Genomic DNA, 25,539 nt, shown 5'->3' on the forward strand with positions numbered 1-25,539 from the left:
CCGCGGATGGTGGTTCCGGAGGAGCCCGGCATGGTCACCGCCAGGGCGTCACCGCCCCGTGCGTTCTTGCGGGTGGCGGTGGTGGCCTTGTTTCGCAGGGCGGCGGCGATGTCCGGCTGTCCGGATAGATCCGCCCCGGTGGCAGCAGTGCCTGCCGAGTCGGTGAGAAGGCGGCCGTCGCGGTCGACGACCACGACGCGAGCGCCGGTGTCGTCGGCGTACTCCCTCGCCAGCTCGGCAGGGCCTCCAGGTTGTGCTTCTCGATGTTCTCCTCGGCGACTTCGGCAAGCATCGACGCGTCGCGTTCCACTCCCTGGGAGAAGCGGGATTCCTCCCCACGGGCGTAGAAGTAGCCGAGCGGGATCTCGAGACCCACCAGTACGAGCAGTGCCAGCGCCAGGTAGCTCAGCAGCAGGCGGCGGGTCATGACACGGCCTTGGGAGGCGAGCCGTCGCCGGGCTGCCCGGCGGGGACGGTGAGGCGGAAGCCGACACCGCGCGCGGTGGTGATCCAGGCAGGATCACCGAGCTTGCGGCGCAGGGCGGCGACGTGCGCGTCCAGTGTCTTGGTGGGTCCGAAGAAGTGCGGGTCCCATACCGTGTCCATGATCTGCTGCCGGGAGTGCACCGCGCCGGGATCCTGAGCGAGATAGGCGAGCAGGTCGAACTCCCGTGGAGACAGGGCCACTTCACATCCGTCGAGGTGGACCTCCCGGGTGCGCCGGTCGATCTCCAGCACCCCCAGCCGCTGCGGACCGGCTCGGGTCATGGACGCCGAAGGCATCTCGGCGGATCCCGGGGCGTCCGCCGCCAGGGCCAGGTGGCCAGCGGAGCGACGGGCCACGGCCCGGATGCGGGCGACAAGCTCCCGCACGCCGAACGGCTTGGCGACATAGTCGTCCGCCCCGAGCTCCAATCCGACGACCCGGTCGGCTTCCTCACCTCGGGCAGTGATCATGATGATAGGGATCGCGGACCGGGTGCGCAGACGGCGGCAGACGTCCAGACCGTCCATGTCGGGCAGCCCGAGGTCGAGCAGCACCAGATCCGGATCCCCGCGGCCCCCGCGAGTCCGGCGGCACCGGTGCGCGCCCGGTCGACGGTGAACCCGTAGCGCACGAGCCCTTCGGTGATCGGACCGGCGAGCCGGTCGTCGTCTTCGATCAGTAGCAGCCGCATGGCGAAAGGCTCGCACAGCTGCCCAGCAGCAGTCGCAGCGTTCATCACAACCTGCCGGCGCGGGGAAACGGACGATGCGACACAGCGATCGGGGGCACCCCCGCTGTCCGGTCGGCCCGCGGGAGCGACGGGCCGGGCCGAGCAGCGGCAGCGGCGCCACGGCGATGGCGCGTCAGCCGCCGTTCTCCTTCTCCTCGGTGCCTTCCTGCTTGGTGTCGGTGACCGTGTAGCTCTTGTCGAGGTAGACCTCCACCGTCGTGCCGTCCGACTGCTTGACCTCCACCGCGTACATACCCGGCTTCTCGACATCCTCTTCGGACTTCACAACCGTTCCGGGGAACTTGGCCAGTGCCGCCGCCTCCGCCTTCTTCTTCACCGCACCGGTCAGCGGTGGCTCCTTCTCCTCGCCTGCCTCCTCCCCGGCCTCTCCTTCCGCCCCGGAATTCCCGGCACTGTCGGCGCCCTGCGCCGACTGCTGCTGGTCTGCGGTCTTCGAGCCACCGGAGTCGGCACCACCACCGCAGGCCACCAGGGAGAAGGTAAGAACAACAGCGGGGGCGGCGGCGGTCAGGGCACGACGAGGCAATGCACGCATCAGGCGTCTCCAGAACAGTCGAAATACGGGACCCGAAAGCCGGACTCCCGGGGGACCCACACGACCCTAGAGACACCTCATCCAGGTCAAGGCCAGCAAACGACAGGACCTGACCAGCAAACGGCCAATCTTCCGCCGCCTCCGCGAAGCCGCTGGTCACTTGCGGTGGCGTGTCCTCTGGCCGAGCAGGACTGGCAGGAGTGGGTGATCGCTCGGGATCAGCGCTGCCGGACTAGCCCGCGAGCCCCGGCACACCTCTCCGGCCGCACCCCCCCACTTGCCCTGCTCGGAGCCGTGAGCAGACCTCGCCTCGCGCTTTCATGAAGCGGGCTGTCCGAGGGGTGGTCAGGTAGGAGAAGACGGACGGGCTCAAATGTTGATCACGGTCTTCCCGATCGTCCGCCTGCTCTCGGCCAGTTCGTGGGCTGCTCTCATCGTGTCCGCACTCAGGCCGCTGAGCACCGTCGTGGCGATGGGACGCAGCCGACCCGCGACGAAATCCGCTGCCAGTTCGGCCAGGATCCTGCCCTGGCTGGCGATGTCGCCACCGGCCATGATCTTGCTGAAGACGGTTTCGGTGTGCAGCGACACGGATTTGCCGACGAGCGGTCCAAGATCGAGGGGACCGTTCAGATCGATGACGGCAAGGTGACCGAACGGCCGCAGGATCTCGGCGATCCAGCCGACATTGCCGATGGTCCCCGAAGTGGACAACACCAGGTCGATCCGGTCGACACCGGCGTCACGCAGTTGACCGGGCACGTTTCCGGTGTGGTCGACGACCAGATCCGCTCCCGTCCTCGTGCACCACTCGCGTGATTCGGGACGCGAGGCCGTGCTCGCCACCAGGGCCGAGGTCCTGCTCTTCAGCAGCTGTGTCGCCAGCGTCCCCACGCCGCCGGCGCCGCCGACGATCAGCACCCGGTCGATTCCCGCCGCCAAGCTGTCATGATCGCGGAACAGTGCCTCCCAGGCCGTGAGGCCGCCGATGGGCAAGGACGCGGCGTCTGAGAAGGACAGCTGGTCCGGAATCCTCGCCACCACACGATGGTCGACCGTGAGCCGTTCCGCCCAGGCGCCGTCTCGTGTCATGTCTCCGGTGCCCATGACGCGATCGCCGACTGCGAAGCCCGTGGCCTCCGGTCCCACGGCTTCCACCACCCCGGCGAACTCCCACCCCAAGATGATTCGTCCGCCCGGTTCAGCCCCGCGCAGCTGCCGGATCAGCGCTTCGCCCGGATTGATTCCCACGGCGCAGATCCCGATGAGCAGATCCGTGTCGCGCAGCCGTGGTTCCGCGGTGTCGATGAGCTCGATGGCGAACGCGCCGAGCGAGTGGGCCTTTTCGTAAGCGAGGGCTTTCACGTGATGCCCCTGTCGTGCTGGGTCATGATCTTCTCCGCTCAGTCCTGTTTGAGAGCGTGCAGGGCCGAGAGCAGGCCGCCGCCGGGCTGCATCAGCCGGCCGCCTTCCCGCAACGACCCGGCGTCCATCGGCGCGAAGCCGATCTCGTCGGCAACCGCATGGAAATCTGCTTTCGCGTCCGCGTCGTCCCCGGCGTAGAAGAGCAGCTGCCGGCCTTCCGCGTGCCGCGGGTCGACCACGATGTACTGGGCGTACAGCGTGTTGAACGCCTTGACCACGCGTGCGCCCGGGGCGTGGCGGGCGACGAATTCACTGCCCGTCTCCGAACCGAGGTCGACATAGTCTCTCGGTGTCGGGCCGGTGATCTGATTGCTGGTGTCGACCAGGATCCGGCCGTCCCAAGAGGACACGTCGGCCAGCGCGGCAGGGATGTCCGGCCACCTGACTGCGAGGAACACCATCTCGGCCGCGGCTGCCTCGGCGACGGTTCCGGCGGTGGCCAGCGGCCCCAGCCGCGCCACCGGGTCACTCAGTGTGTCCGGGCCGCGCCTGTTGCTCAGGACGACGCGATGACCTGCCGTCACGAGATGCCCGGCGATGCCCTGCCCGATCGTGCCCGCTCCGATAATTCCGAAGTCCACCAGCGTCTTCCTCTCAAGGCGTTCAGGCGGTTCGTGGGCCCGACCCGCCTCTTTGATGTCGTTCACCATCAAAATTTATGATGTTCATCGGCATCATTACTTGTCAAGCCGGAGCATGTGCGTGGACACCTGTTTTGATGTCAGATACCATCAAAGTGGGGCGAGATGTCGACCTCGGCCCGCACGCAGCGGTGCCGTCTTGTCGAGGAGGTGTCCGAGGTGCCACGCATCACCCAGGAGCAGAAGAAGCTCAACCGCGAAAAGATCGTCCGGGCAGCAGGCGAAGGCTTCAGGCTGCACGGCATCGACGGGATCGGCATCGAGGAGCTGATGAAGACCGCCGGGATGACGCACGGAGGGTTCTACAACCACTTCTCCTCGAAGGAAGACCTCGCCCTCGAAGTCTACCGTCAGGGCTTCGCCGACTCGCTCAACGCGCTCGCCGCCATCCGCGAGGCACATCCCCGCTCCGCCCGGGCAGCCCTGCACGACATGGTCGACATATACGTGACGGCCGCCCACCGTGATCACCCGGAAACCGGCTGCGCCTCAGCCGCCCTGGCAGTCGATGCCGGACGCCACGGCGCCACATCTCAGGCCGAGTACCGACGCGGGCTCGAGGGGTACTTCAGCGCCATCACCGAGATGGTGCTCGATTGCGCGCACCAATCCGGCGCCGAACCGACGGCGGCAGAAGCCCGTGAACAGGCAGTGGCGCTGTTCTGTCAGATGGTCGGCGCGCTGGTGGTCTCCCGCGCTGTCGCCGAGGCCGACCCCGGACTGTCCGACGAAGTCCTGACAGCCAACCGCAAACAGCTCAGGCAGAGGTAAAGCACAGGCTGGTGCGGGTCCGACGGACTGGAAACGTCTCTCCGGCCGGACGGCCTCTCGCCCACCGAGCGCCCAACGTCTGCAAGCGGCCAATAAGGGCTCAGCTGTAGCTCCTGATGCGTAGTATGTTCCGTCTGATGACCCACCGGCGTTGACGGGAACCGACGCACATACTGGGGGCACCGCATGCAAGGTGCGGAGGACCGGCTCGCGCGGCTCGACGAGCGCACCCTTCCCTTCTGGGTCGAGGCCACTGACGAGGATGACCACGCCGACTACGACTCGATGGGGCTGTTCAACCGCAGCGGGGACGCGGTGCTCCGCTCCGTCCCGCTTGGCCCGCTGCGTCAGAATCTCGCCGAGGCGGTTGACGCCTTACAAGAGGTGTTTGCTGATGTGGCGAACTGCGGAGGCACCCTGCCGCTGGCCGAGGCACAACTGTCCTTCCAGGTCACTGCGACCGGTGGCGTCCAATTCATTGGCACCGGCCAGGTGCAGGGCACGCGAGGCCTCACTCTGACCTTCAAGCGCCCGTAGGCGCCGTGCCGAGCCGGCCATGCCACAGCACCGCGCCCTGCTGATCGGGGCCAGCAACTACGACATGCGGGGAATTCACTCACTGCCCTTCATCCCCGCCGACCTCGCACGCCTCGGCGCGACCTTCCGGCACCGAGGCTTCCACGAGGTGCAGGTGCTCGCCCAACGGGAGGGTGGCAAACAGATCTCGGCCAACTTCATCGACGCCCGTGTCGCCGGATTCCTGCGTCGTGCAGGCCGGGGTGACACCCTGGTGATCTTCCTCAGTGGGCACGGTGTCCACGCCGCGGGCCGGGACTACCTCGTCCCGAGGACATTGACGAGGACACCCATCCTTCGAGTCCGGCTGCGTGCCCATCGACTGGCGGCGACAGCTGGACGAGACACTCGCCGGCCACGTTGTCTTCCTCATCGATGCCTGCCGGGAGGGTATCGAGGCAGCGGCCTCGATGAGCGTGGCGGGCGTCACGGAATGGGGGCGGCAGAAGACGGCCGCCGCTTTATGGCGCAAGGTGGCGTACGTCTACGGCTGTTCCCCCGCCCAGCTCTCCCTCTACGTACGCGACCACGAACCCATGGTGGAAGGCGTCCAGTGCGGCACGACGCCCGGCGAATCGTTCAGCATCTTCTCCCGCGCGGTGTCGGACGTCGTCGCCTCCCACCAGGGCGCGCTGACCCTGGACACTTTCAGGAAGATGGCCCAGGAACGGGTGTCCATACTTCACCAGGCGTACAACAAGCGGGGCAACCCGCAACTGCTGCGTACGGTCACCGACATCCACGACGCCTTCACCTTCCTCCCGGCAGCGGTGGACCGCCACGGAGCCACCACAGCAGCCACAACACCTCCCGTCGGTCAGTACCCAGCGACGCCGTCCCGGAGCATGCCGCCGCCCCGGCCCCCGTCAGTACCACCCTGGCCGTCGGGGCGCCCCTGCCCCCGTCAGCGCCACCCCGGCCGTCCGGGCCGCCAAGGCAGCCGGGACTCCGCCGCTGGCAGCGCCGCTGCTGGGCTTCGGCTACGCCGCATCTCCCATCAGCTACTGCGCCGTGGTGATAATGATTCGCCAGAGCGCGTGGGACTACCTAGTTGTGTGGCAATACTGGTGGTTGGTCTTGACGCCCGTCGGCCTGGCGGTCGGCGCGCGGCTGATCGCCTCCACCTCGCCCGCGACCCGTGCTCGCCGTCAAGCCATAGCTTGCACTGTTTGGTGCGGCGTCTGGGGAGTGTTTGGCTACCTGGCGCCACACGCGCAGATCTCATCCGCACCCGCGCTCCACGACATCCTCGGTCAAGTCATCTCACCGTTTGATACGGCTGCGCATGGCGAGGATGGCGAGAGCGAGCAGTACGGGTTCGGTGAAGCGGCTGACCATCTCTGTGTAGGTTCCCCAGGTGGTGAGATCTTGACCGCTGGAGCGGAATACGACGGAGTTCAGTACCACTTGCAGCGACTTGTCGAAGCGTTTCATGGTGAAGCGGTCGTCGGTGGGCAGGGTCAACCGTGGGTCCTCTTTGTCCACGGCCAGTGTCACTCGTCCGCCAGCGGCGGGGATGGTGCCGGACGCCGTCTGTTTCGGGAGGAGTCGGGCAGGCCCAGGCCCATCATCAACGCGATGGTGGCGGTCATGGCCACCGCGAGCCAGACCAGGGCGCGGGAGGCGCGCAGACCGTAGCCGGAGGTCAGCCAGTAACCCCACAGCAAGCCCCGTTCGCCGGGCGGCGTGCCGACGAGGTCGTGGCGGCGCATCTCCATCTCGCCGTAGTAGAAGTCGGCGGCGCCGGGCTCGTCCTTGCTGTCCTCGAAAGCCTTGCGCAGTTGCCGGTAGAGCGCGGCCAGGTGCTCCGGGTCGGGAGTGCGGCCGGGGTCGGGGTGGTGCGGCCCGGTGCGCCAGTGCCGGGGAGAGGGCGCCTGCCCCGTAGGCGAGGGCGATTGGCCGGCCGTCTGCGCGCGCCAGTGGTGCTCTTCGGCCAGGGTGCGTCGCCGGGTCCACCAGTAAGGCCATATGGAGCGGCGGAAGTGGAGGCCGGTGGGGGTGGCCGCGAAGTTGCACCGGCCCTCCAGGCGGAGTTGGTCGAGGTGGAAGCTACCGGAGAACAGACAATCGCTCAGGTCGGTGTCGGTCAGGACCAGGTACGCGGCGTCCACCCCGTGTACCGAGGCCACCCGTACGCCGTGCTGGGATCCTGCCAGCAGGCTCTCGTCCGCCATCGTGCCGCCGTGTGTAAAGGGGACGGGGTGAGCGTTGACTGCCACGGGGAAGAAGAGCACGGCGTGGCTGAGGTCCATCGTGGCGTAGCGCAGGCGCAACGTGGCCGTCGATTCCCACCGAGTCCGCTCGCAACGCACTTCACGCGCTGCGATCTCCAGCGTCACCGGTACCTCGAACAGCGCACCTGACAGCTCGACCGTCTTCGCGCACACCACCGGCCCGAGCCACGACATCGCCGTGAATCGGGCCTGGGGGAACAGGGCGTCACCGGAGAACTGGGTGAGGTGGAACCAGGCGTCGCCGGCGAACTGTGTCCCCTCGAACCTGGCGGTGCCCGAGAACAGCGCCGTGTCGAACCGGGCGACGTCGGTGAACTGCGCCTGGGAAAATAGAGCGCCACCGCGGAACCGGGCCAGGTCGAATCCGGCGATGCCGGAGAACCGCGCCCCGCCGAACCGGGCATCCTCGGCGAACTGCGTCCGGTGAAACCGGGCATCGCCCGCGAAGCGCGCCCCGTCGAACCAGGCTGTGCTCGCGAAGCGTGCCTCATCGAACCGGGCCTCATCGCTGAAATCCGCTGCGCCGAACCGGGCGGTGCCCGAGAACCGCGCCCCACCGAACCCGGCGCTGCCCGCGAACCGCGCTCCACCGAACCAGACGTCGTCGGTGAACCGCGCCCCGCCGAACCCGGCGATGCCGGAGAAAAGCGCCCCCTCGAACCGGGCGTCTGCGGCGAACCGCGCGCCCTCGAACCAGGCGGTGCTGGAGAAGCGCGCGCTCGTGAACCCGACACTGCCCAAGAAGTGCGCTCCGCCGAACCTGGCATCGTCCTGGAACCACGTTCCGCCGAACCTGGCAGTACCCGCGAACCGCACCCCGCCGAACCAGGCGGCCTCGGCGAACTGTGCATGGCTGAACAGGGCGCCACCACAGAAGCGCGCACCGTCGAACCATGCGGTGCTGGGTGAACTGGGTGCCTTCGAACCCGGCGTCGTGGGTGAAGTCGGCTCCGCCGAATCTGGCGGTGCTGGAAAACCGCGCCCCGCCGAAGTGGCTTGTGCCGGAGAACCGCGCCCGGTGGAATCCGGCTTCCTCCGCGAACTCCGCGCCTTCGAATCTCGCGGTACCGAAGTGGGGCTTTCCGGTGGTGGGATCCTTGAGCGCTTGGAGGAGAGCGTTGAGAAGTGGTGCGGTGAAGCGGGTGCCGCGGTGGTCGACGTCTGTGCCGGGGGTCAGACCGGTGAGGTATGCGTCGCGGTCGGTGCTGTTCAGGTGGGCCAGACACGCGGATTGGCCAGGGACGTTGATTCCGGGACAGCCGACGGGGTCGGTGGCGTCCTCGGCACCATGTCCGCAGTACGGCCAGGAAGGGGCAGACGGTGCGGGGTCCGGGGGAGTACTCATTGGCCTGGGAGCTCCGGGGGCTTTCACTCGTGGCGGGCTGAAGGGCTGTACTTGCTCGGGCGTGCGATGCCAACTCTCCGCCTGGTGCGGCTTACAGTCGAGGCCATCCTGATGGGAACGAGGGGCCAGGCCCAAGTACGGGGCCACCGGAGAGATCACCGGTTTCGGACGGTCCACCTGGTGCGCCGTGGTCGATGAGGCGCAGGAGCTTTGGGCCGGCATGTCGGAAGCGGCCAGTAGCCTCAGGCACCATGGGCATTCGGATCGATGTGGTGGTGGGTTATCCGATCAACGACGAGATGGAGAGGGTGCTCGGGTTGGCCGAGGCGGTCGGCGAGCCGGTCACTGTCACGTTCATGTGGGAGGGGCGTGGAGAGGCGGAACGTGCGGTGCTGGTGCCCGCGGCCACGCTGGCGCTCTGGGAGCATTGGGCGCCCACCGCCTGCCCGACGAGTGGGGTCGGGGAAGGGGACCGGGCCGTGGTGGAGGAGCCGGAGTTGGCCCACCCAGTGGAATTCGGCGCGTTCACGCTTTTTCGTCGTCGCGTGGGAGGGCGCACGGCGGTCGCTCGCGGAGGCGTGGTGGTCGCCGAGCTACTGGACCCCGACGAGGCGCACTGGCTCCAGGAGAAGGCCCGCAATGTCCGCGAAGGCTTCATGGATCCGAAGCAGAAGGCGGCGTTCGAGGAGTTCCTTGCCCGGCAGGCATCCCTCGGTGAGCGGTAGCGGCCGCTCGGCGGACCGGTGTCGTGCGTGAGGACGCGGACGGCCGCGCGGGCCTCCACCTCCGTGGGCGGTGAGGCGGCGGTGCGGCCGGTCGGCCCGTGGCGTGGAAGACGGCGTTGCGGGTGCACGGGGCTACAGGTCGGCGAACGGGGGGCAGATGTAGGTAACGGCGACGAGTCGCAGGCGGGGGAGTGGCAGGATCAGCATGAACCCGTCTTCCAGGACCGGGAGGCGCCGCACGCCGCCGGTGACTCCTGGTCTCGGGCCGTCTCCGATGGCCGTGACATCGATGCCCATCTCGGCCAGGTCCACGAGCTGCCCGGCGAGTCGCTCCACTTCCGCAACCACGCGCTCGGGTAACCCCTTCGCGACCTGCTCGTAGTCGGGCTCGTACTCCCAGCGCCACCGTTGCCCGGCGTCCTCGGTCACCCGGCGCTCCGCCCGTCGATGCAGGCTTCAGCCGCTGCCTCCGCATGGATGGCTGCCACCTCGGCGGCGATGGCACGCCCCTCGGCCAGCTCCTCCACCTGCCCTGCGCGGGCCTCCAGCTCGCTCAGGCGCGCGGCACGAGCAGGTACACGCTCGATTGCCACCGTGAGCGCCCACCGCCGTAGGAACCGGCGCATGGGGGCCGCGTCGACCTGGCTGCGGGCCGCCTCCACCGCAGCCGTCCGCTCGGCGTCGAACGCGGCCACCTGGTTCGGGGCGATCTGCACCAGAGCCGCGCGCAGGTCCTCCGCCGTGGTCTTGGGCTGCGGGATCAGGGGCCCGTGTCCGTCCGCTGCTGTTTCGCTCATGCCGCCACGCTCCCTGTGCCCCCGGAGGGAGCTGCGGTGATCCGCAGCGCGACACGCCCCTCGGCGTACTCCCGCAGCAGTACCTCACACAGCAGCCCGAACCCAGGGTCGCCTCCTCGGCGGTCCCGCTCCTGCCTCTTCCACCTGTTCTCTGCTCTCTCACACACGTTTTCGTCGAGGTAGGCGCGGCATCCGCCCCGTTCCGCCGTGCCGAATGTGCTGCCGGCCGGAACGGGTGCGTCGAGCGCCCCTTCGGCGTATGCCGTCAGGAGCGCCTCGAGGACCCGCGAGCGGGCACGGGCCATGCCGTCGTCCTCGGCGCGCTTTTTCACCTGGCCCTTCCACAGGTCCGTGTCCATCCAGACCAGGCGGCCAGGGCGCGCCGTGCTGTCGGCGGCTCTCACATCTCCTCCATCGGGCGCCGTTAACGGTGATCCACCCGAACAAGACTAGACTTTCAAAGTCTAGTATTCAACGCTCCGGGCCGCCTTGCTGGTCCGGCCTCGCTCGACCCGTGCTCATCCTGCTCGGCCTCGGCCGGGGGGCCATCGTCATGATGTCCATTCAGCTCGGAACCGACGGTATCGAGCCCACCGGGCGCGGGCGTGGCTCAGGAGGTGCACCAAGCCTTCCACTGCTAAGCGGACGGGCGCCGTGTGTTCCTGACAAGGCGGACGAGGGCCACTTGGGCAGCGGGAACGGGGACCGCGCCGGCATCGCCACCGCGGACGCTCCAGCCCGTCCCCGGCGCTGTCGGCTTCCTTGTCGGCGATGGAGATTGATCGGGCACCGGAGTGCTTTTTGGTCAAGTCCTCGGAGGGGAAGGTAAAGCAGCCCCGGGTGCGGCTGCTGTTCCTCCTGCTGTCTCGCGAGCTCCATCTACCTGCGTTTTTGTCGTTATCTGATTAATCGTGAGATCTCTCACATTGCCATCGCTTTACTCATCCATTGCCTCCCATGCTTCGATGGTGCCCATCGTTTCTTGATCGACACGGACACATCGGACGGCAGTCGTCGGCATACCACCGACGGGACGGATGGGATCACTCGCTCATATGCCTGACAACCGTGCTGAACTGCCGCTCACCGACGCGCAGCTGGGGGTATGGCTCGCCGAACGCGCGGGGTTCGGCGAGCCGGGCGCGTACCAGTGGGCGGAGTACCTTGAGCTGGACGGCCCGGTCGCCGTCGACCTGCTGGCGGCCGCGGTCGCCAGGACGGCCGTCGACTGCGAGGCGGTGAACGTCCGTATCGGAGCGGACGGTTCGCTGGCCCCCGCGCAGTGGCTCGTCGCGGATGCCGAGCATGTCGTCGAGACGGTCGACCTGCGGGAGACGCCCGATCCGGATGCCGCGGCGCTGAAGTGGATGCGGGCGGCCATGGCCGAGTCGGGAGGCTGCGACGCGGGGCCGTTGTTCTCAGGCGCGGTGCTGCGCGTGAGCGACGACCGCACTCTGCTGTTCCACCGGGTCCATCACATCGCTCTCGACGGGGCGGGCATGGCCCTGTTCGCCGAACGGGCCGCTGAGGTCTACAGCCGTCTGTACGAGGGCGGCCCGGTGCCGCCAAGCGGCTGGAGCGGGCTCCGGGCGCTGATCGACGCCGAGACGGCATACCGCGGTTCCGCCGAGCACGCCGCGGACGGCGACCGGTGGCGGGAGCGGCTGGCGGGCCGGTGGCACTTCCCTACGCTCGGAGCGGGTCCGGCGGCGGCGTCGGACCGGTCGCTGCGCACGAGCAGGGGTGTGTCGGCGGCGGAGTTCGGCGAGCTGAGGGACGGCGCGCGGCGGCTCGGGCACCGCTGGACCCGGCTGTTCACCGCGGCCACCGCGATCCAGTTACAGGCGATGACCGGTGACCGGGACCTCGTCCTGAGCCTGCCGGTCGCCGGCCGGTCCGCCGAACTCGTCCGCCGCGTCCCGGCGATGACGGCCAACGTCCTGCCGCTGCGGCTCCGCGTCGACCCGGCCGCGTCCGTCGGCCGGCTGCTCGACGAAGTGGCCGAAGAACTGCGGGCGGTACGCCGGCACCAGCGCTACCGGGGCGAGCGCCTGCGGCGGGCGGTGGACTGTCCCGACGACGGGCGCAGGTTCTTCGGGCCGGTCCTCAACATCCAGCGGTTCGACCGGCCGCTGCGCTTCGGTCCGGTCACCGCGACCGTCCGCAACCTCCAGGCGCCGCCTTCCGAGGACCTCTCGTTCTTCGCGCACGACCGCGGTGACGGCGAACTGCGCCTCGACTTCGACGCCAACCCCGCCAACCACGGCGAGGACCTCCTGCGAGGCGTCGCCGACCGCTTCCCGCACGTGCTGAGGCAGGTGGCGCGCGCCGAACGTGACACGCCCCTGGCGCGAGTCGCGACCACCACTGCGAGGGAGCGCCGCCGTCTCGTCGCCCTGGGCACGGGCGCGCCCACCTCGGCCGCGCCCGCCGACACCGCCGCCGCCCGGTTCGCGGACCGGGTACGCCGTACCCCGGACGCCTTCGCGGTGCGGTGCGCCGGCACGGGTGAACGGCTGACCTACCGCGAACTGGACGGGCGTGTCGCCGCGTTGGCGGGTGCGCTGGCCGCCGCCGGTGCGGGGCCGGAGCGCACTGTCGCCCTGCTTCTGGAACGCTCGGTGGATCTGGTCGTCGCCGCTCTCGCCGTGGTGCGGGCGGGCGCGGCGTACGTACCCCTGCACCGGGACGACGCGTCGCCCCGGCAGGAGGCCGTCCTGTCCGACGCGGACGCGCGGCTGCTGGTCACCGACCGGCACACCGGGGGCGACACCATCGTGACGTACGCCCGCGACCGCGGTCTGCGCCTGCTGGACGTGCGGGCCGACTCCGACGCGGCCGCCGGTGACGCGCCCGCCGGGGCCGGGACGTCACCGGACGCCCTCGCCTGCGTGATGTTCACGTCCGGTTCGACGGGCCGGCCCAAAGGGGTCGGCATCACCCAGGGCGCACTGGCCGGGCTCGCCGCCGACCGCTGGTGGTCCGAGGGCGGCGCGGACAGGGTCCTGCTGCACTCGCCGCACGCCTTCGACGCGTTCAACCTGGAGCTATGGGTGCCGCTCCTGACCGGCGGTGAGGTGGTCGTCGCCGCGCCGGGACATCTCGGCCCGGCCGAACTGGCACGGACCGTGGCGGAGACCGGGGTGACCGGGGTGTGGCTGACCGCGGGACTCTTCCACGCCATCGCCGCCGAGGACCCGGCCTGCCTGTCCGGTGTTCGCCAGGTGTGGACCGGAGGGGACGTGGTGTCCCCGGACGCCGTCCGCGCGGTGCGTCAGGCGCTGCCGGATCTCACCGTCGTAAACGGTTACGGGCCCACCGAGACCACGGTCTTCGCGACCCGGTACGCGGTCCCGGAACTGCCGGCGGACGCCGCGTCCGTGCCCATCGGCGGCCCGCTGGACGGCAAGCGGGTGCTGCTTCTCGACGACGCGTTGCGGCCCGTGCCGCCGGGGTCGGTGGGGGAGCTGTATCTCGGGGGAGCGGGGGTGGCGCGCGGTTACGCCGGGCGCGCGGCCGCGACCGCGGAGCGCTTCGTCCCCGACCCGTCGGGGCCGCCGGGGGCGCGCGTCTACCGCACGGGCGACCTGGCCCGGTGGAGTGCGGACGGGCGGCTGGAGTTCGCCGGCCGTGCCGACGGACAGGTCAAGCTGCGCGGTCACCGGATCGAGACGGGCGAGATCGACGCCGTGCTGCGCGCCGACCCGCGGGTCCGGCAGGCCGCGACCGTCGCACAGGAGCGCCCGGGAGGGCGGCGGCTCGTCTCCTACGTGACCGCGTCCGGCGGTGCGGCGGACGGCCTCGACACGGCGGCGCTGCTCGACCGGGTGCGGGACCGGCTGCCCGCTTACCTGCTGCCGACCGCAGTGGTGGCCGTTGACCGGCTGCCCCTGACCCGCAACGGCAAGCTGGACCGGGCCGCGCTGCCCGCGCCGGAGTCCGCGGTCGCCGCTCGTGGTGCCGGAAGGGGCCCGGCCCCGCGCACGCCCACCGAGAAGCTGCTCGCCGAGCTGGTGGGCGAGGTGCTCGGGGTGCCGGACGTCCCCCTCGAAGAGGACTTCTTCCGGCTCGGCGGGGACAGCATCCAGGCGATCCAACTCGCGGCGGCGGCGCGGCGCTCCGGTCTGGCGATCACCACCCCGGACGTCTTCCGCGCCCCCACCGTCGCCGGACTCGCCGCCGCACTCGCGGCGGACGACAGGCTCCCCGCGCACCGGATCGCGCTGGACGACGCGGACGACTCCGCGTTGCCGCTGACGCCCGTCATGCACTGGCTGCGTGAACGCGGCGGCACACTCCACGGGTTCGTCCAGTCCCTGACCGTACGCACCCCGGTGGGCATCACCGGGGACCAGGTCCGCGCGGTGGTGCAGGCCCTCGTCGACCACCACCCCATGCTGCGGCTCTCGCTGACCGCCATGGGCCCGATCTGGTCGCTGGAGGTCCTGCCCGCCGTGCCGGTCGAGCTGAACCGGCCGGGCCCGCCGACCGACCCGGAGCGCGGCCGGATGGTGCACGCGCGCTGGCGGGACCCCGGACCCGGGACGGCGGGCGCGCTGACCCTCACAGTGCACCACCTCGGGGTCGACGGCGTCTCCTGGCGCATCCTCCGGGACGACCTCGACACCGCCTGGGACGCGATACGCCGCGGTCGGACCCCGACGCTGCAACCGACCGGGACCTCCTTCGCGCAATGGGCGAAGGCGCTGGTGGGGCACGCCCATCACCCGGCCGTGCTCCACACGTTCTCCCACGAGCGGCCCGAGCTCGTGGAACCACCGGTCGCCGCGCGCCCACTGGATCCCGCGTCGGACACCGAGGACACCCGGCGCCGCCACACCGCCACCCTGCCCGGCGCGCTCACCGCGCGCCTGCTGAGCGAGGCGACCGCGGCTTTCGACTGCTCGGTGCAGGACCTGCTGCTCACCGCGTTCGTCCTGGCCGCCGCCGACTGGCGGGGCGGCCCGGACGCGCTTCTCGTGGACCTGGAGGGCCACGGACGTGAGGAGTTCGCGGACAACCTCGACCTGTCCCGTACGGTCGGCTGGTTCACCACCCTGTATCCCGTGGTACTCGACCCCGGCTGCTCCTGGGCCGAGGCGCGGACCGACCCGCCCGCCCTGGACGGCGCGGTCGCCCAGGTGCGATCCCGCACCCGTGACTCCGGCCGCGCGGGACTGACCCACGGTCTGCTGCGCTATCTCAACCCGCAGAGCGCTCCCCTCCTCGCCGCCCGCCCCACGCCGCAGTTCGCCTTCAACTACCTCGGCCGCTTCGACGTCGGCGGCGAAGGCCCCTGGTCGGTGCCGACCGACGTGACCGCCGCCGGGACCCCCTCGGATGACGGCCCGACCACCGCGGCCGGGCCGGCCATGAGCCACGCCGTCGAGCTGGACACGGTGATCAACGACCGCCCGGACGGCCCCGAACTGGTCGCCCACTGGTCCTGGCCCGGCGGCCTGCTCGACAGGACGCGCGTCGCCGGCCTGGCCGAGCGGTGGTTCGACGTCCTGGGCGCGCTGGTCGACCGGGCCCGGTCCCGCGCCACCGGTGAACTGCCGCTGCCGCCGTTGGCCCAGGGCCTGCTCTTCCACTCGCTCTACGACCACGACGGGGTGGACCCCTACCTCGTCCAGTTCGTCTTCGACCTCGTCGGGGCACTCGACGCCGACGCTTTGCGGGACGCGCTGCACCGGCTGCTGAGCCGACACCCGCAGCTCTCCGCCGGTGTCCGGCCCGGTGCGTCGGGCCGGCCCGTCCAGGTGGTGGTACCGGGCGCCGCCGTGGAGTGGCGCGAGATGCCCGCACCGGAGGACCTGGAGGACTTCCTCGCCGCCGACCGCCGGAGCCGCTTCGACCTCGCCGACCCCCCACTGATGCGCGCCGCGCTGCTGCGCGGCTCCGCCGACCGGCACACCTTCGTCCTGACCACGCACCATCTCCTGGTCGACGGCTGGTCCATGCCGATCCTGATCTGGGAACTGTTCTCGCTCTACGCCGGTCGCCCGCTGCCGCCCGCCACGCCGTACCGCGACTTCCTCGACTGGCTGGCCACAAGGGACGCCCGCGCGGACGAGTCGGCCTGGCGTGCGCTGCTGGCCTCCGTGGACGGCCCGACCCTGGTCGGCGGCCCCGGCCGGCGCGGCGCGACCGGGCCACGTCGCCGAACGACCGCCGAGCTGGACCCCGAGTGCACCGCCCGCGTCGAGGCCCTGGCACGAGAGGGCGGCCTGACGACCAGCGTCGTGGTGCGACTGGCCTGGGCGGTCCTGCTCGGCGCCCTGACCGGCCGGGACGACGTGGTGTTCGGCGCCACGGTCTCCGGCCGCCCCGCCGAACTGCCCGGCGCGGCCCGGATCGTCGGCCTGCTGATCAACACCGTGCCGGTCCGGGTCCGGCTCGACCCCCACCGGCCGGTCGCCGACTGCCTGGCGGACCTGCGGGCCCAGCAACTGTCCATGCTCGACCACCAGCACGCCGACCTGACGACCCTGCAGACGGTCACCGGTCACCCCGAACTCTTCGACACCGTCGTCGTCTTCGAGAACTATCCGGTCGACGAGGAGGAACTGGCCACCCTGGTACCCGGCCTGGAGCTGCGGGAGGTCCAGGGCCGCGACGGCACCCACTACCCGCTGACCCTGATCGCCGTACCCGGCGACCGGCTGCGGCTCCAACTCGACCACAGCGCCGACCTGTTCGACGGCGCGGCCGCCGACCGCCTGCTCGACCGCCTGCGCGCCATCCTCGACCGGATGGCCGACGACCCGGCGGCACCCCTGGGACGCGTCGACCTGCTGCTGTCCGACGAGCGCGCCGACCTCGAAGCCCCCGCGCCCGCCCCGGAACCGGACACCGGGCCGGCCACGCTGACCGCCCTGTTCGCCGCGCAGGTGCGCCGCCGGCCGGGAGCCCCGGCCCTCACCCACGGCGGCACCACCCTGTCCTACGCGGAAGTCGACGCGCGTGCCAACCGTCTCGCCCACCTCTTCGTAGAGCGCGGCGCGGGACCGGAGCGCCTGGTCGGCCTGGTGCTGGAGCGTTCGGCGGACCTCGTCGTCGCGATCCTGGCCGTGCTGAAGTCCGGCGCGGGCTATCTGCCCCTGGACCCGGCGTACCCCGAGGAGCGTATCCGGGGGGTGCTCGAGGAGGCCGGCCCCGTGCTCGTCGTGACGGACGCCCCGCTGCCGGTCCCGCACCCGCAGATCCTCCTCGACGGCCCCGACACGGCAGCCGCCCGCCCGGCGCACCCGCCCGCCGTGACCGTGGACCCGGAGGCGGTCGCCTACGTCATCTACACCTCCGGTTCCACCGGCCGGCCCAAGGGCGTCCTGGTCACTCACCGCAATGTCGTACGGCTGCTGGCCACGACCGACGAGTGGTTCCGGTTCGACGCCGATGTACACGCCCTGTTCCACTCCTACGCCTTCGACGTCTCCGTCTGGGAGATGTGGACGGCTCTCGGCCGCGGCGGGCGGCTGGTGGTGGTGCCGGACGACGTGGCCCGCTCGCCCAGGGACCTCCTGGCGCTGCTGCGCCGGGAGCGAGTCACCGCCCTGAACCAGACTCCCTCGGCCTTCTACCAGCTCCTCCGGGCCGAGGCGGAGGCCGGCCCGGACGCGCTGCCCGACCTGCGGGTGATCGTATGCGCCGGGGAGGCGCTGGAACCGTCCCGCGTCCGCTCCTGGCCCGGCCCGGGCCGGCCCGCCCTGGTCAACATGTACGGAATCACCGAGACCACCGTCCATGCGACGTACACCGAGCTGACCGACCCCGAAGAGACCGCGAGCGTCGTCGGAACCGCGCTGCCCGACCTCCGCCTGCGGCTGCTGGACCACGCGCTACGACCGGTGCCGCCGGGCTGCCCCGGTGAGATCCACGTGTCCGGCCCCGGCGTGACCCGCGGTTATCTGGACCGGCCGGCGCTCACCGCGAGCCGGTTCGTCCCCGACCCGTTCGGCGCGCCCGGCACCCGCATGTACCGGTCCGGAGACCTCGCGCGGCAGCGGCCGGACGGCACGCTGGAGTACCTCGGCCGGATCGACCAGCAGGTGAAGATCCGCGGCTACCGGATCGAGCCCGGCGAGATCGAGCGCGTCCTCGAACAGCACCCGGCCGTGGACCGGGCCGTGGTGCTCGCCGACGCCGGTGCCGACGGCGGCCGCCTGCTCTGCTACGCCGTCCCGGCCACGCGACCGGCCGGGACCGGCCCGGCCGGGACGCCCTCTGCCGCGGAACTGCGCGCCCATGCCCGCACGGTGCTGCCCGCGCACATGGTGCCCGCCTTCGTCGTCCTGGTCGAGGAGATCCCGCTGACCGGGAACGGCAAGCTGGACCGCGCCGCCCTGCCGCCTCCGGAGACCGCGCTGCCGGTGAGCCGCGGGCCGGAGAACCCGCGAGAACGGCTGCTGTGCGACCTGTTCGCCGAGACCCTGGGACTGGCCGAGGTCGGCGCCGAGGACAACTTCTTCGACCTGGGCGGACACTCGCTGCTCGCCACCCGCCTGATCAACCGGCTGCGCGCGGAGACCGGCCGAGAGTTGAGTATCCGCACCCTGTTCGACGCCCCGGTCGTCGCCGACCTGGCACGCCACGTCCCGGAGGGCGCTGCCGTGGCTCCCGTCCGGGCGGCCGCCGCCCCGCGACCGGAGCGCGTACCGCTCTCGCCCGCGCAGCGGCGGCTGTGGTTCTTCGACAGGTTCGCCGGCCCCAATCCCGTGTACAACATGTCCTTCGCCGTCCGGTTCACCGGGCCGCTGCGTGTGCAACCCCTGCGGGCGGCACTCGGCGACCTGCTGGACAGACACGAGAGCCTGCGCACCACCGTGGTGGAACATCACGGCGAGCCGTACCAGCGGATCCGTGACGCCGACGGCCTGGCGTTCGAGACGGTGGTCACCTCGGAGGCGGCACTGCCCGGACTGCTCGCCGCCGCGTCCGCGCACGTCTTCGACCTGGAGACGGAACTCCCGGTCCGCGCCGTGCTCCACGAGACCGCACCCGGGCACCACGTACTCCTGCTCCTGCTGCACCACATCGCCGCCGACGGCTGGTCGCTCGGTCCGCTGGCCCGTGACCTGTCCACCGCCTACCGGGCCCGTGCCGCGGGCGGCGCCCCGCAGTGGACGAGCACACCCGTGAGTTACGCGGACCACACGCTCCGCCTGCTCGACCGCGACCCGGACACCGGCGCCGACCACTGGACGCGGATCCTGCGCGGTGCCCCGGAGGTGCTCCAACTGCCGCTGGACCGTCCTCGGCCGCCGGTCTCCGCACACCGCGGGGAGACCGTCCCCTTCACACTCGACGCCGCGCTGCACGCCCGCCTGAACCGGCTCGCCGCGACCACCCGGACCAGCCTGTTCATGGTGGTGCACACCGCGGTCGCCGCACTGCTGCACCGGCTCGGGGCGGGTGACGACATCCCCATCGGCACACCCGTCGCAGGACGGCACGACGCCGCACTGCACGACACCGTCGGCTGCTTCGTCAACACCGTGGTGCTGCGCACCGACCTGAGCGGCGCGCCGACGTTCGCCGAACTCCTCCAGCGGGTGCGCGCCACCGACCTCGATGCCTTCGCGCACCAGGAGGTCCCCTTCGAGCGGGTGGTCGAGGCCGTCAACCCGCCGCGCTCCCTCGCCGCCCACCCCCTCTTCCAGGTGATGCTGGCGTTCCAGGACACCCCGGCGGCCGAGTTCGACCTGCCGGGCCTGCGGACGGAACCGGTCGCCGTGCACGGCGGCGCCTCCCGGATGGACCTGCTGTGGAGCATGCGGCAGCACTACACGGTGCACGGCGGTGAGGCCGGGCTCGAGGGTCTTCTGGAGTACGACACCGAACTGTTCACCCCCGCGTCCGCGCGCCTGATGCTCGCCCGCCTGGAGCGGCTGCTCCGGGCGGCCGTGGCCGATCCTCAGCTTCCCGTCGCCGACTTGCCGGTGCTCGTCGACGGCGAGCACGAGCGGCTGACCGGACAGGAGAGCGGCACCGACCGCGAGACGCCCGACACCACCGTGGCGGCGCTCGTCGCGGCCCAGGCACACCGCACCCCGGAGGCACCCGCTGTCCTGCACGGCGACACCGTGCTCAGCCACCGGGACCTGTCCGAGCGGGCGGAACACCTCGCCGGGGAACTCCGCGCGCACGGCGCGGGCCCCGGCGCCCTGGTCGCCGTGGTGCTGCGCCGGGGCCCCGGCCTGCCCGCCACCCTCCTCGCCGTCCAGGCGACTGGCGCCGCCTACCTGCCCATCGACCCGACCCTGCCCGCCGAGCGCGTCTCGGCGCTCCTGGCCGACGCCCGACCCCTCCTCGTGGTGCGCGACACCACCGGATCCGCCGCCGAACCCGTTGTCACGACCGGGGCCGCCGAGCCGCTGCCGGTGCCACCGGACACCGCGTACGTCACGTACACCTCGGGCTCCACCGGGCGGCCCAAGGGCGTCGTCGTACCACGGACCGCGCTGGTGAACCTGCTGCTCGCCCTGCGCGAGCGGCTCGCGGTCGGCCCCGACGACCGGATGCTGGCCTCCGCGCCCATCGGCTTCGACATGTGCAAGCCCGAGCTGTACCTGCCGCTGATCACCGGCGGTGCCATGGTCCTCGCCGACCAGGACGCGCTGCGCGACCCCGACCAGCTGTGCGCGCTGCTCGACCGGCACCGCGTCACCGTGATGCAGGCGACCCCGTCGCTCTGGCGGACGCTCGTGGCACGACGACCGCGACAACTGCGCCACGTACGCGCCGTAGTCGGCGGCGAGGCGGTCCCCGCGGAACTCGCCGGGGAGCTGGCCGCCGCCACCGCGTCGCTGCTCGCCTGCTACGGCCCGACCGAGACCACCGTCTGGTCCGCCACCCACCCGGTCGGCGCGCGGACCGACGGTACCGTGCCGCTCGGCCGGCCGCTGCGCAACACCCGCGCTTACGTCCTCGACGACCGGCTGTGCCCCGTCCCCCCGGGCACGAGAGGCGAGCTGTACCTGGCCGGCGCGGGCCTCGCGACCGGCTACCTCGGCCGCCCCGGACTGACGGCCGCCCGCTTCCTGCCGGATCCCTTCGGACCGGCCGGCCGGCGCATGTACCGCACCGGTGACCTCGCGTCGTGGAGCCGCGACGGGGTGCTCCGCTTCCACGGCCGGACCGACGACCAGGTGAAGATCCGCGGTCACCGCGTCGAACTCGGCGAGGTCGAAGCCGCGCTGGGTGGGCACCCGGAGGTCACGGCCGCCGCGGTCGCCGTGCACGACCGCGGCCCCGACGATCGTCGGCTCGTCGGCTACGTCACCCCGAAGGGCGCGGACCTGGGCGCGGTCGGGGCGCACCTGACCCGGCACCTGCCGGACTACATGGTGCCCGCCCGGCTGCTCGCCCTGGACCGGCTGCCCCTCGGCGCCAACGGAAAGCTGCTGCGCGACCGGCTGCCCGAGCCCGACTGGGCGGCCGCCACCGACGCCGAGCCGCCGCGCGACCTCCGTGAGGACCTGATGTGCCGCCAGTTCGCCGAGGCCCTCGGCATACCGAGGGTCGGCCCCGAGGACAACTTCTTCGAACTGGGCGGCCACTCGCTGCTCGCCGCCCGGCTGACCGAGCGGATAAGCGCCGTCCTCGGCCTCGCACCCGCACTCCGGAACGTCTTCGAGGCCCCGACCCCGGCCGCCCTGAGCCGACTGCTCGACGGGCCGCCGACTCCGTCCGCCCCCGCACACCTCGTGCCCTTCCGGGCCACCGGAGCGGCCGCGCCGGTGTTCTTTGTCCACCCGCTGAGCGGTATGAGCTGGGGTTACGCCGGCCTGCTGCGGCACGTCGGCCGGCACCACCCGGTCCACGGCATCCAGGCCGAGGGCGCCGGGGGAGTGGCGGACCTGCCCGGCACGGTCGAGGAGATGGCCGAGCGCTACCTGCGACTGCTGCGCACAGTGCGCCCGTCCGGTCCGTACCACCTGGTCGGCTGGTCCTTCGGCGGACTGGTGGCGCACGCCATGGCCGTCCGGCTGCGGGAACTCGGCGAGCCGGAAGGGGCGCTGTTCCTGGTCGACACCGTCGCCGCCACCGGGGCCGGGCCCGCCGAGCCCATCGACGAGCACCGCGTGCACCGGGTGCTGCTGACGGCCGCCGGGTTGGACGACGACCACCTCGCCCCGGAGACCCTCGACTTCACCACCGTGTCGGCACTGCTGCGCCGCGAGGGCAGCCTCTTCGCCCGCCTCACCCAGGACGACATCGCCCGCGTCATCGCCGTCTCCCGGCACAACGACGCGCTGCAGCGCGCCTACCGCCCCGCGCGTTACGCGGGCGACACCACCTACATCGAGGCCGCCGGCGAGCCTCGGCGCGCGGCGCCCACGCACGAACTGTGGCGGCCGTACGCCGGCGGCGAGCTGGCCGTCGGACACGTCGACGCACGGCACCACCGAATGATGCAGCCCCAGCACGTGGACGCCGTCGGCGTCCAGCTCACCGCAGCCCTCGGGAGGGCCCGTTGACCGCCACCGAGGACGCGACGTACGAGGCGGACAGCGCAGCACTCGACGAACTGCCCGCAGGAGCACGGGTGGTGATCAGGCTTCCGGGCGGCCGCCGCCTCGCGGACATCCTGCTCGGCTGCTTCGACCGGGAGCTCGTCGCCGTCCCGCTCCACCCGCGGGCCGGGGACGCGGACCTCGCCGCCGGCGCCGCCCGGGTCGCCGCCGCGGCCGTCGTGGACGTCCACGGAGTCCGGCGCACCGGACGGCCCGACGCGCATCCGGCGCCCGGAGCCGCGACGCCCGGAGCCGCGACTCCGGGAGTCCCGGCGCTCATCATGTTCACCTCCGGCTCCACCGGTCCGCAGAAAGGGGTCGTGCTCAGCCGCCGGGCGGTTCTCGGCAACGCACGCCGCACAGCGGTCCTGCACGGCATCGCGCCGGACCGCCCGCACGGCACCTGCCTGCCGCTGTACCACTGCAACGCACTGGTCATGTCACTGCTCGGCACCCACCTCACCGGCACACCGCTCACGCTGTACCCCTCCTTCGACCCGGCCGGCTACTTCGCCGCGCTGGACGCCTCCGGCGCCAGGACGGCCTCCATCGTCCCGGCCCTGCTCGCGGACCTGGTCGAGGCCGCTCCCGCGTGGCCCGACGGACTGGATTACCTGATCACCGCCGCGGCCCCGCTCACGGCCGACCTGGCCCGACGCTTCCACTCCCGCTACGGCGCGAGGCTGCGTCAGGGCTACGGCCTGACGGAGGCGGTCAACTTCAGCTTCACCATGCCGCTGCTCGACGACACCGACTTCCGCACCCACTACCTGGAGCGGACGCCCCCGGTGGGCGTACCACTGCCCGATACCGAACTCCACCTGGAATCCGGCGAGGTCTGGATCCGAACCCCTGACCTGATGACCGGCTACTGGCAGGACCCGCGCAGCACCGCCGCCACCGTCACCGACGACGGCTGGCTGCGCACCGGCGACCTGGGCGAACTCCGGGACGGACTCCTCGTCCTGCGGGGCCGGGCGGGCGAGCGCATCAACCGAGGAGGGGAGAAGCACCACCCCCTCGACATCGAGCACGGCTGGCGCCGGGCGGGCCTCACCGGCCGGTTCGCGGCGGTCGCGGTAGACGAGCCCGCGCTCGGCGACGACGTCGCCCTCATCGCGACGGAACAGCCGGTGCCCGAGGTCCGTACCCTGTACGAGCGATCGCCGCTGCGGCCCGCGGTCGTCCAGTTCGGCGGATACCGGGCGACCGCCACCGGAAAGCCGCAACGCCGGACGATGAGCCGGCCGTTGGCCGCCCGCCGCTTGGCGCCCGCACGGTACGACCGGCTGCTGCGCCACGCCGCGGCCACCGCACGCCACCTCCTGGCCTCCGGAACGGACGACCCGGCCCTGCGGTCCCTCGCCGAACACACCGCCGCCCGGCGCGCCGGGATCGGGAACGACACCGTCCTGGCCGCCTACGACTTCCTGCGTCAGCACTGGCACGCCCCCGACGACGCGGAACTCGCCCGTGCCAAGGCGTGGTGGCGCGCGACGCTACTCGCCGCGTGGCCGTTCTCGGTGCATGGGGAACTGGCCGCGGAACTGGCCGCCCGGCACGGCGTCGAGGCGGGGCCGGTGCCGTGGGGCGTTGAGACCCGCCTCGACGGCGGCGCACTGGTCCTCCTCCCGCACGGGCCCGCGCCGGATGGCCCCGCCGGGCCGCTGGGCCCGCTGCTGTCCTTCCTCGGTGTCCCCGGTAGCGGGGGAACGGACCGCTGGAAGTGGCTGTCCCGGCAGCGGGACGGCGGCACATCCCTGACCGGCTGCTCGGTACTCCGCGCCGGGCGACACGACGCGGGCGGCGTGCTCTGGGCACGCCACCCCGGTTCCGGACCGAACGAGCACACGGGAGGGACAGGATGACGCAGCCCACCGAGACCACCGGCCGGATGAAGCGGTCGCCCGACCACGAGGACGAGATCCTCGACGTCCGAGGCCACCGGGACCCCGACCGCAACCGGCTCACCCCGGTGGTGCAGCTGCCCCCGCAGACCGCCCTGACCGTCGTCGACGCCCTGTCCGGCCTGGTCCGGGCGGCCCACCGGGAGGAGGGGGAGCGCCCCGCGCCGACGGGCGAGCCGAAGCGGGCGCAGGTCTTCGAGGAGGGCGACGTCTTCATGCTGGAGCCGCCCTTCCCGGGCTTCTTCGCCGACCGCTACCTCATGGACTTCTACGACACCGCGGCACGCGACATCTGTTCGCGCATGCACCTGCACACCGGGCTGCGGTTCGTGCGGATGATGACCGGCCCGGACACCACGATCCGCGTCTCCAGCCTGTCGCCGATCACCGTCCGCCCCCCGACGGGCCACTTCGCACCGCTGTCATGCTTCGCCGACGACCTGCCCGGCACCCCTGACGGGGTGCGCCGCGAGCGGCACAACGTGATCGTGCCGCCCAACTCCTGGGTGGACATGCAGATACCGCGCGGAGTCTCACACCAGTTCAACGCGGCCGGTCCGAACGCGGTCATCGACTCGGTGCACCCGGAGGAGTCCATCGAGACCCTGCGGGAGGGGATGTCGGGCTACCGGATGATGGCGCAGACCATCTTCCTCGCCAAGGACAGGAGCCCCGCCGCCACCTGTGCCGACACCGGCGCGCCGGAGACGACCCCGCCACGCTGAGCCGTACCGGCCATGCCCCACGGCCGCCGGACCGGCCTCTCCGCCCCGACTTCGGCCGGTGGCAGCCCGAGCACCCGGCGGTGCGACCGCTGTCGTTCGCGG

Annotated in this window: 17 protein-coding genes and 2 pseudogenes; 6 read left to right on the top strand and 13 right to left on the bottom strand. The window is 71.7% G+C overall.

Features of this window, described 5'->3' with window-relative positions; translation table 11 throughout:
• Positions 1-34: 34 nt before the first annotated feature.
• The 5 genes and pseudogenes from LIV37_RS52370 to LIV37_RS50515 all read right to left on the bottom strand — a co-directional run bounded on the left by LIV37_RS52370 (position 35) and on the right by LIV37_RS50515 (position 3,848).
• Entirely contained in the window at positions 35-427 is a 393-nt protein-coding gene (locus LIV37_RS52370) for a hypothetical protein (protein ID WP_338119188.1), read from the bottom strand.
• Positions 424-1,178 (bottom strand): annotated as a pseudogene (locus LIV37_RS50500) (response regulator transcription factor). The gene LIV37_RS52370 and the pseudogene LIV37_RS50500 overlap by 4 nt, the downstream one beginning before the upstream one ends.
• A 172-nt stretch (positions 1,179-1,350) precedes the next feature.
• Positions 1,351-1,773, bottom strand: a complete 423-nt coding sequence (locus LIV37_RS50505) for a peptidase (protein ID WP_121826412.1) — start codon at positions 1,771-1,773, stop codon at positions 1,351-1,353.
• 369 nt (positions 1,774-2,142) lie between these two features.
• Positions 2,143-3,138, bottom strand: coding sequence for an alcohol dehydrogenase catalytic domain-containing protein (locus LIV37_RS50510; RefSeq protein ID WP_020874791.1), 996 nt, complete (start codon positions 3,136-3,138; stop codon positions 2,143-2,145).
• A 38-nt stretch (positions 3,139-3,176) separates the two neighbouring features.
• Entirely contained in the window at positions 3,177-3,848 is a 672-nt protein-coding gene (locus LIV37_RS50515; protein ID WP_202979687.1) for an NADPH-dependent F420 reductase, read from the bottom strand.
• A gap of 96 nt (positions 3,849-3,944) precedes the next feature.
• On the opposite strand from LIV37_RS50515, the gene LIV37_RS50520 reads away from it, so the two are divergent.
• Positions 3,945-4,610, top strand: a complete 666-nt coding sequence (locus LIV37_RS50520; protein WP_214664177.1) for a TetR/AcrR family transcriptional regulator — start codon at positions 3,945-3,947, stop codon at positions 4,608-4,610.
• 186 nt (positions 4,611-4,796) lie between these two features.
• Positions 4,797-5,147 carry a Pepco domain-containing protein gene (locus LIV37_RS50525; RefSeq protein ID WP_020874794.1) on the top strand — a complete coding sequence of 117 codons (351 nt, stop codon included), beginning with the start codon at positions 4,797-4,799 and terminating at the stop codon, positions 5,145-5,147.
• A 79-nt stretch (positions 5,148-5,226) separates the two neighbouring features.
• On the opposite strand, the gene LIV37_RS50530 is transcribed toward LIV37_RS50525, so the two are convergent.
• The 5 genes and pseudogenes from LIV37_RS50530 to LIV37_RS50545 form a co-directional block, all read right to left on the bottom strand.
• A complete protein-coding gene (locus LIV37_RS50530) occupies positions 5,227-5,430 on the bottom strand; it encodes a hypothetical protein (protein ID WP_254807203.1) in 204 nt (67 codons plus the stop codon).
• Positions 5,431-5,700: 270 nt separating this feature from the next.
• On the bottom strand, positions 5,701-5,832 hold the full coding sequence (locus tag LIV37_RS51975; RefSeq protein ID WP_276064846.1) for a hypothetical protein: 132 nt from the start codon (positions 5,830-5,832) through the stop codon (positions 5,701-5,703).
• Between the two features lie 617 nt (positions 5,833-6,449).
• Positions 6,450-6,650, bottom strand: coding sequence for a hypothetical protein (locus LIV37_RS50535; protein ID WP_254807204.1), 201 nt, complete (start codon positions 6,648-6,650; stop codon positions 6,450-6,452).
• Positions 6,651-6,679: 29 nt separating this feature from the next.
• Positions 6,680-8,161 (bottom strand): pentapeptide repeat-containing protein, encoded by a 1,482-nt coding sequence (locus tag LIV37_RS50540; protein WP_254807205.1) that lies wholly within the window; start codon positions 8,159-8,161, stop codon positions 6,680-6,682.
• A 184-nt stretch (positions 8,162-8,345) separates the two neighbouring features.
• Positions 8,346-8,987: pseudogene (locus LIV37_RS50545) on the bottom strand (pentapeptide repeat-containing protein); the annotation flags it as partial.
• A 29-nt stretch (positions 8,988-9,016) separates the two neighbouring features.
• Between LIV37_RS50545 and LIV37_RS50550 the strand changes: the two are divergent.
• Positions 9,017-9,490 (top strand): hypothetical protein, encoded by a 474-nt coding sequence (locus LIV37_RS50550; RefSeq protein WP_020874797.1) that lies wholly within the window; start codon positions 9,017-9,019, stop codon positions 9,488-9,490.
• Positions 9,491-9,622: 132 nt separating this feature from the next.
• Here the strand turns inward: LIV37_RS50550 and LIV37_RS50555 are convergent, their stop codons facing one another.
• The 3 genes from LIV37_RS50555 to LIV37_RS50565 are packed head-to-tail and all read right to left on the bottom strand — an operon-like array spanning position 9,623 to position 10,691.
• The gene (locus LIV37_RS50555) at positions 9,623-9,919 is read right to left on the bottom strand and encodes a hypothetical protein (RefSeq protein WP_020874798.1); all 297 of its coding nucleotides are present in this window, start codon (positions 9,917-9,919) and stop codon (positions 9,623-9,625) included.
• Positions 9,916-10,287: a DUF6247 family protein gene (locus tag LIV37_RS50560; protein ID WP_020874799.1), complete on the bottom strand. Its 372-nt coding sequence runs from the start codon at positions 10,285-10,287 to the stop codon at positions 9,916-9,918. Before LIV37_RS50560 ends, LIV37_RS50555 begins: the two co-directional genes overlap by 4 nt.
• Positions 10,284-10,691, bottom strand: a complete 408-nt coding sequence (locus LIV37_RS50565) for a hypothetical protein (RefSeq protein ID WP_020874800.1) — start codon at positions 10,689-10,691, stop codon at positions 10,284-10,286. The genes LIV37_RS50560 and LIV37_RS50565 overlap by 4 nt, the downstream gene beginning before the upstream one ends.
• Before the next feature lie 651 nt (positions 10,692-11,342).
• On the opposite strand from LIV37_RS50565, the gene LIV37_RS50570 reads away from it, so the two are divergent.
• From LIV37_RS50570 to LIV37_RS50580, 3 genes are read left to right on the top strand one after another with little or no spacing between them, the layout of a single operon-like run.
• Positions 11,343-22,769, top strand: coding sequence for an amino acid adenylation domain-containing protein (locus LIV37_RS50570; protein WP_020874801.1), 11,427 nt, complete (start codon positions 11,343-11,345; stop codon positions 22,767-22,769).
• Positions 22,766-24,673, top strand: a complete 1,908-nt coding sequence (locus LIV37_RS50575) for a class I adenylate-forming enzyme family protein (protein ID WP_020874802.1) — start codon at positions 22,766-22,768, stop codon at positions 24,671-24,673. The genes LIV37_RS50570 and LIV37_RS50575 overlap by 4 nt, the downstream gene beginning before the upstream one ends.
• On the top strand, positions 24,670-25,437 hold the full coding sequence (locus LIV37_RS50580) for a hypothetical protein (protein WP_020874803.1): 768 nt from the start codon (positions 24,670-24,672) through the stop codon (positions 25,435-25,437). The genes LIV37_RS50575 and LIV37_RS50580 overlap by 4 nt, the downstream gene beginning before the upstream one ends.
• The last annotated feature ends 102 nt before the right edge of the window (positions 25,438-25,539 follow it).

The sequence above is a fragment of the Streptomyces rapamycinicus NRRL 5491 genome (assembly GCF_024298965.1).
Lineage (GTDB): Bacteria > Actinomycetota > Actinomycetes > Streptomycetales > Streptomycetaceae > Streptomyces > Streptomyces rapamycinicus.

Bases quoted from the DNA above. Each gene is read 5' to 3' on its own strand.
- LIV37_RS50560 (WP_020874799.1), bottom strand. From the start codon at position 10,287: ATGAGCGAAACAGCAGCGGACGGACACGGGCCCCTGATCCCGCAGCCC.
- LIV37_RS50525 (WP_020874794.1), top strand. From the start codon at position 4,797: ATGCAAGGTGCGGAGGACCGGCTCGCGCGGCTCGACGAGCGCACCCTT.
- LIV37_RS52370 (WP_338119188.1), bottom strand. From the start codon at position 427: ATGACCCGCCGCCTGCTGCTGAGCTACCTGGCGCTGGCACTGCTCGTA.
- LIV37_RS50505 (WP_121826412.1), bottom strand. From the start codon at position 1,773: ATGCGTGCATTGCCTCGTCGTGCCCTGACCGCCGCCGCCCCCGCTGTT.
- LIV37_RS50515 (WP_202979687.1), bottom strand. From the start codon at position 3,848: ATGGTGAACGACATCAAAGAGGCGGGTCGGGCCCACGAACCGCCTGAA.
- LIV37_RS50570 (WP_020874801.1), top strand. From the start codon at position 11,343: ATGCCTGACAACCGTGCTGAACTGCCGCTCACCGACGCGCAGCTGGGG.
- LIV37_RS50580 (WP_020874803.1), top strand. From the start codon at position 24,670: ATGACGCAGCCCACCGAGACCACCGGCCGGATGAAGCGGTCGCCCGAC.
- LIV37_RS50520 (WP_214664177.1), top strand. From the start codon at position 3,945: ATGTCGACCTCGGCCCGCACGCAGCGGTGCCGTCTTGTCGAGGAGGTG.
- LIV37_RS50550 (WP_020874797.1), top strand. From the start codon at position 9,017: ATGGGCATTCGGATCGATGTGGTGGTGGGTTATCCGATCAACGACGAG.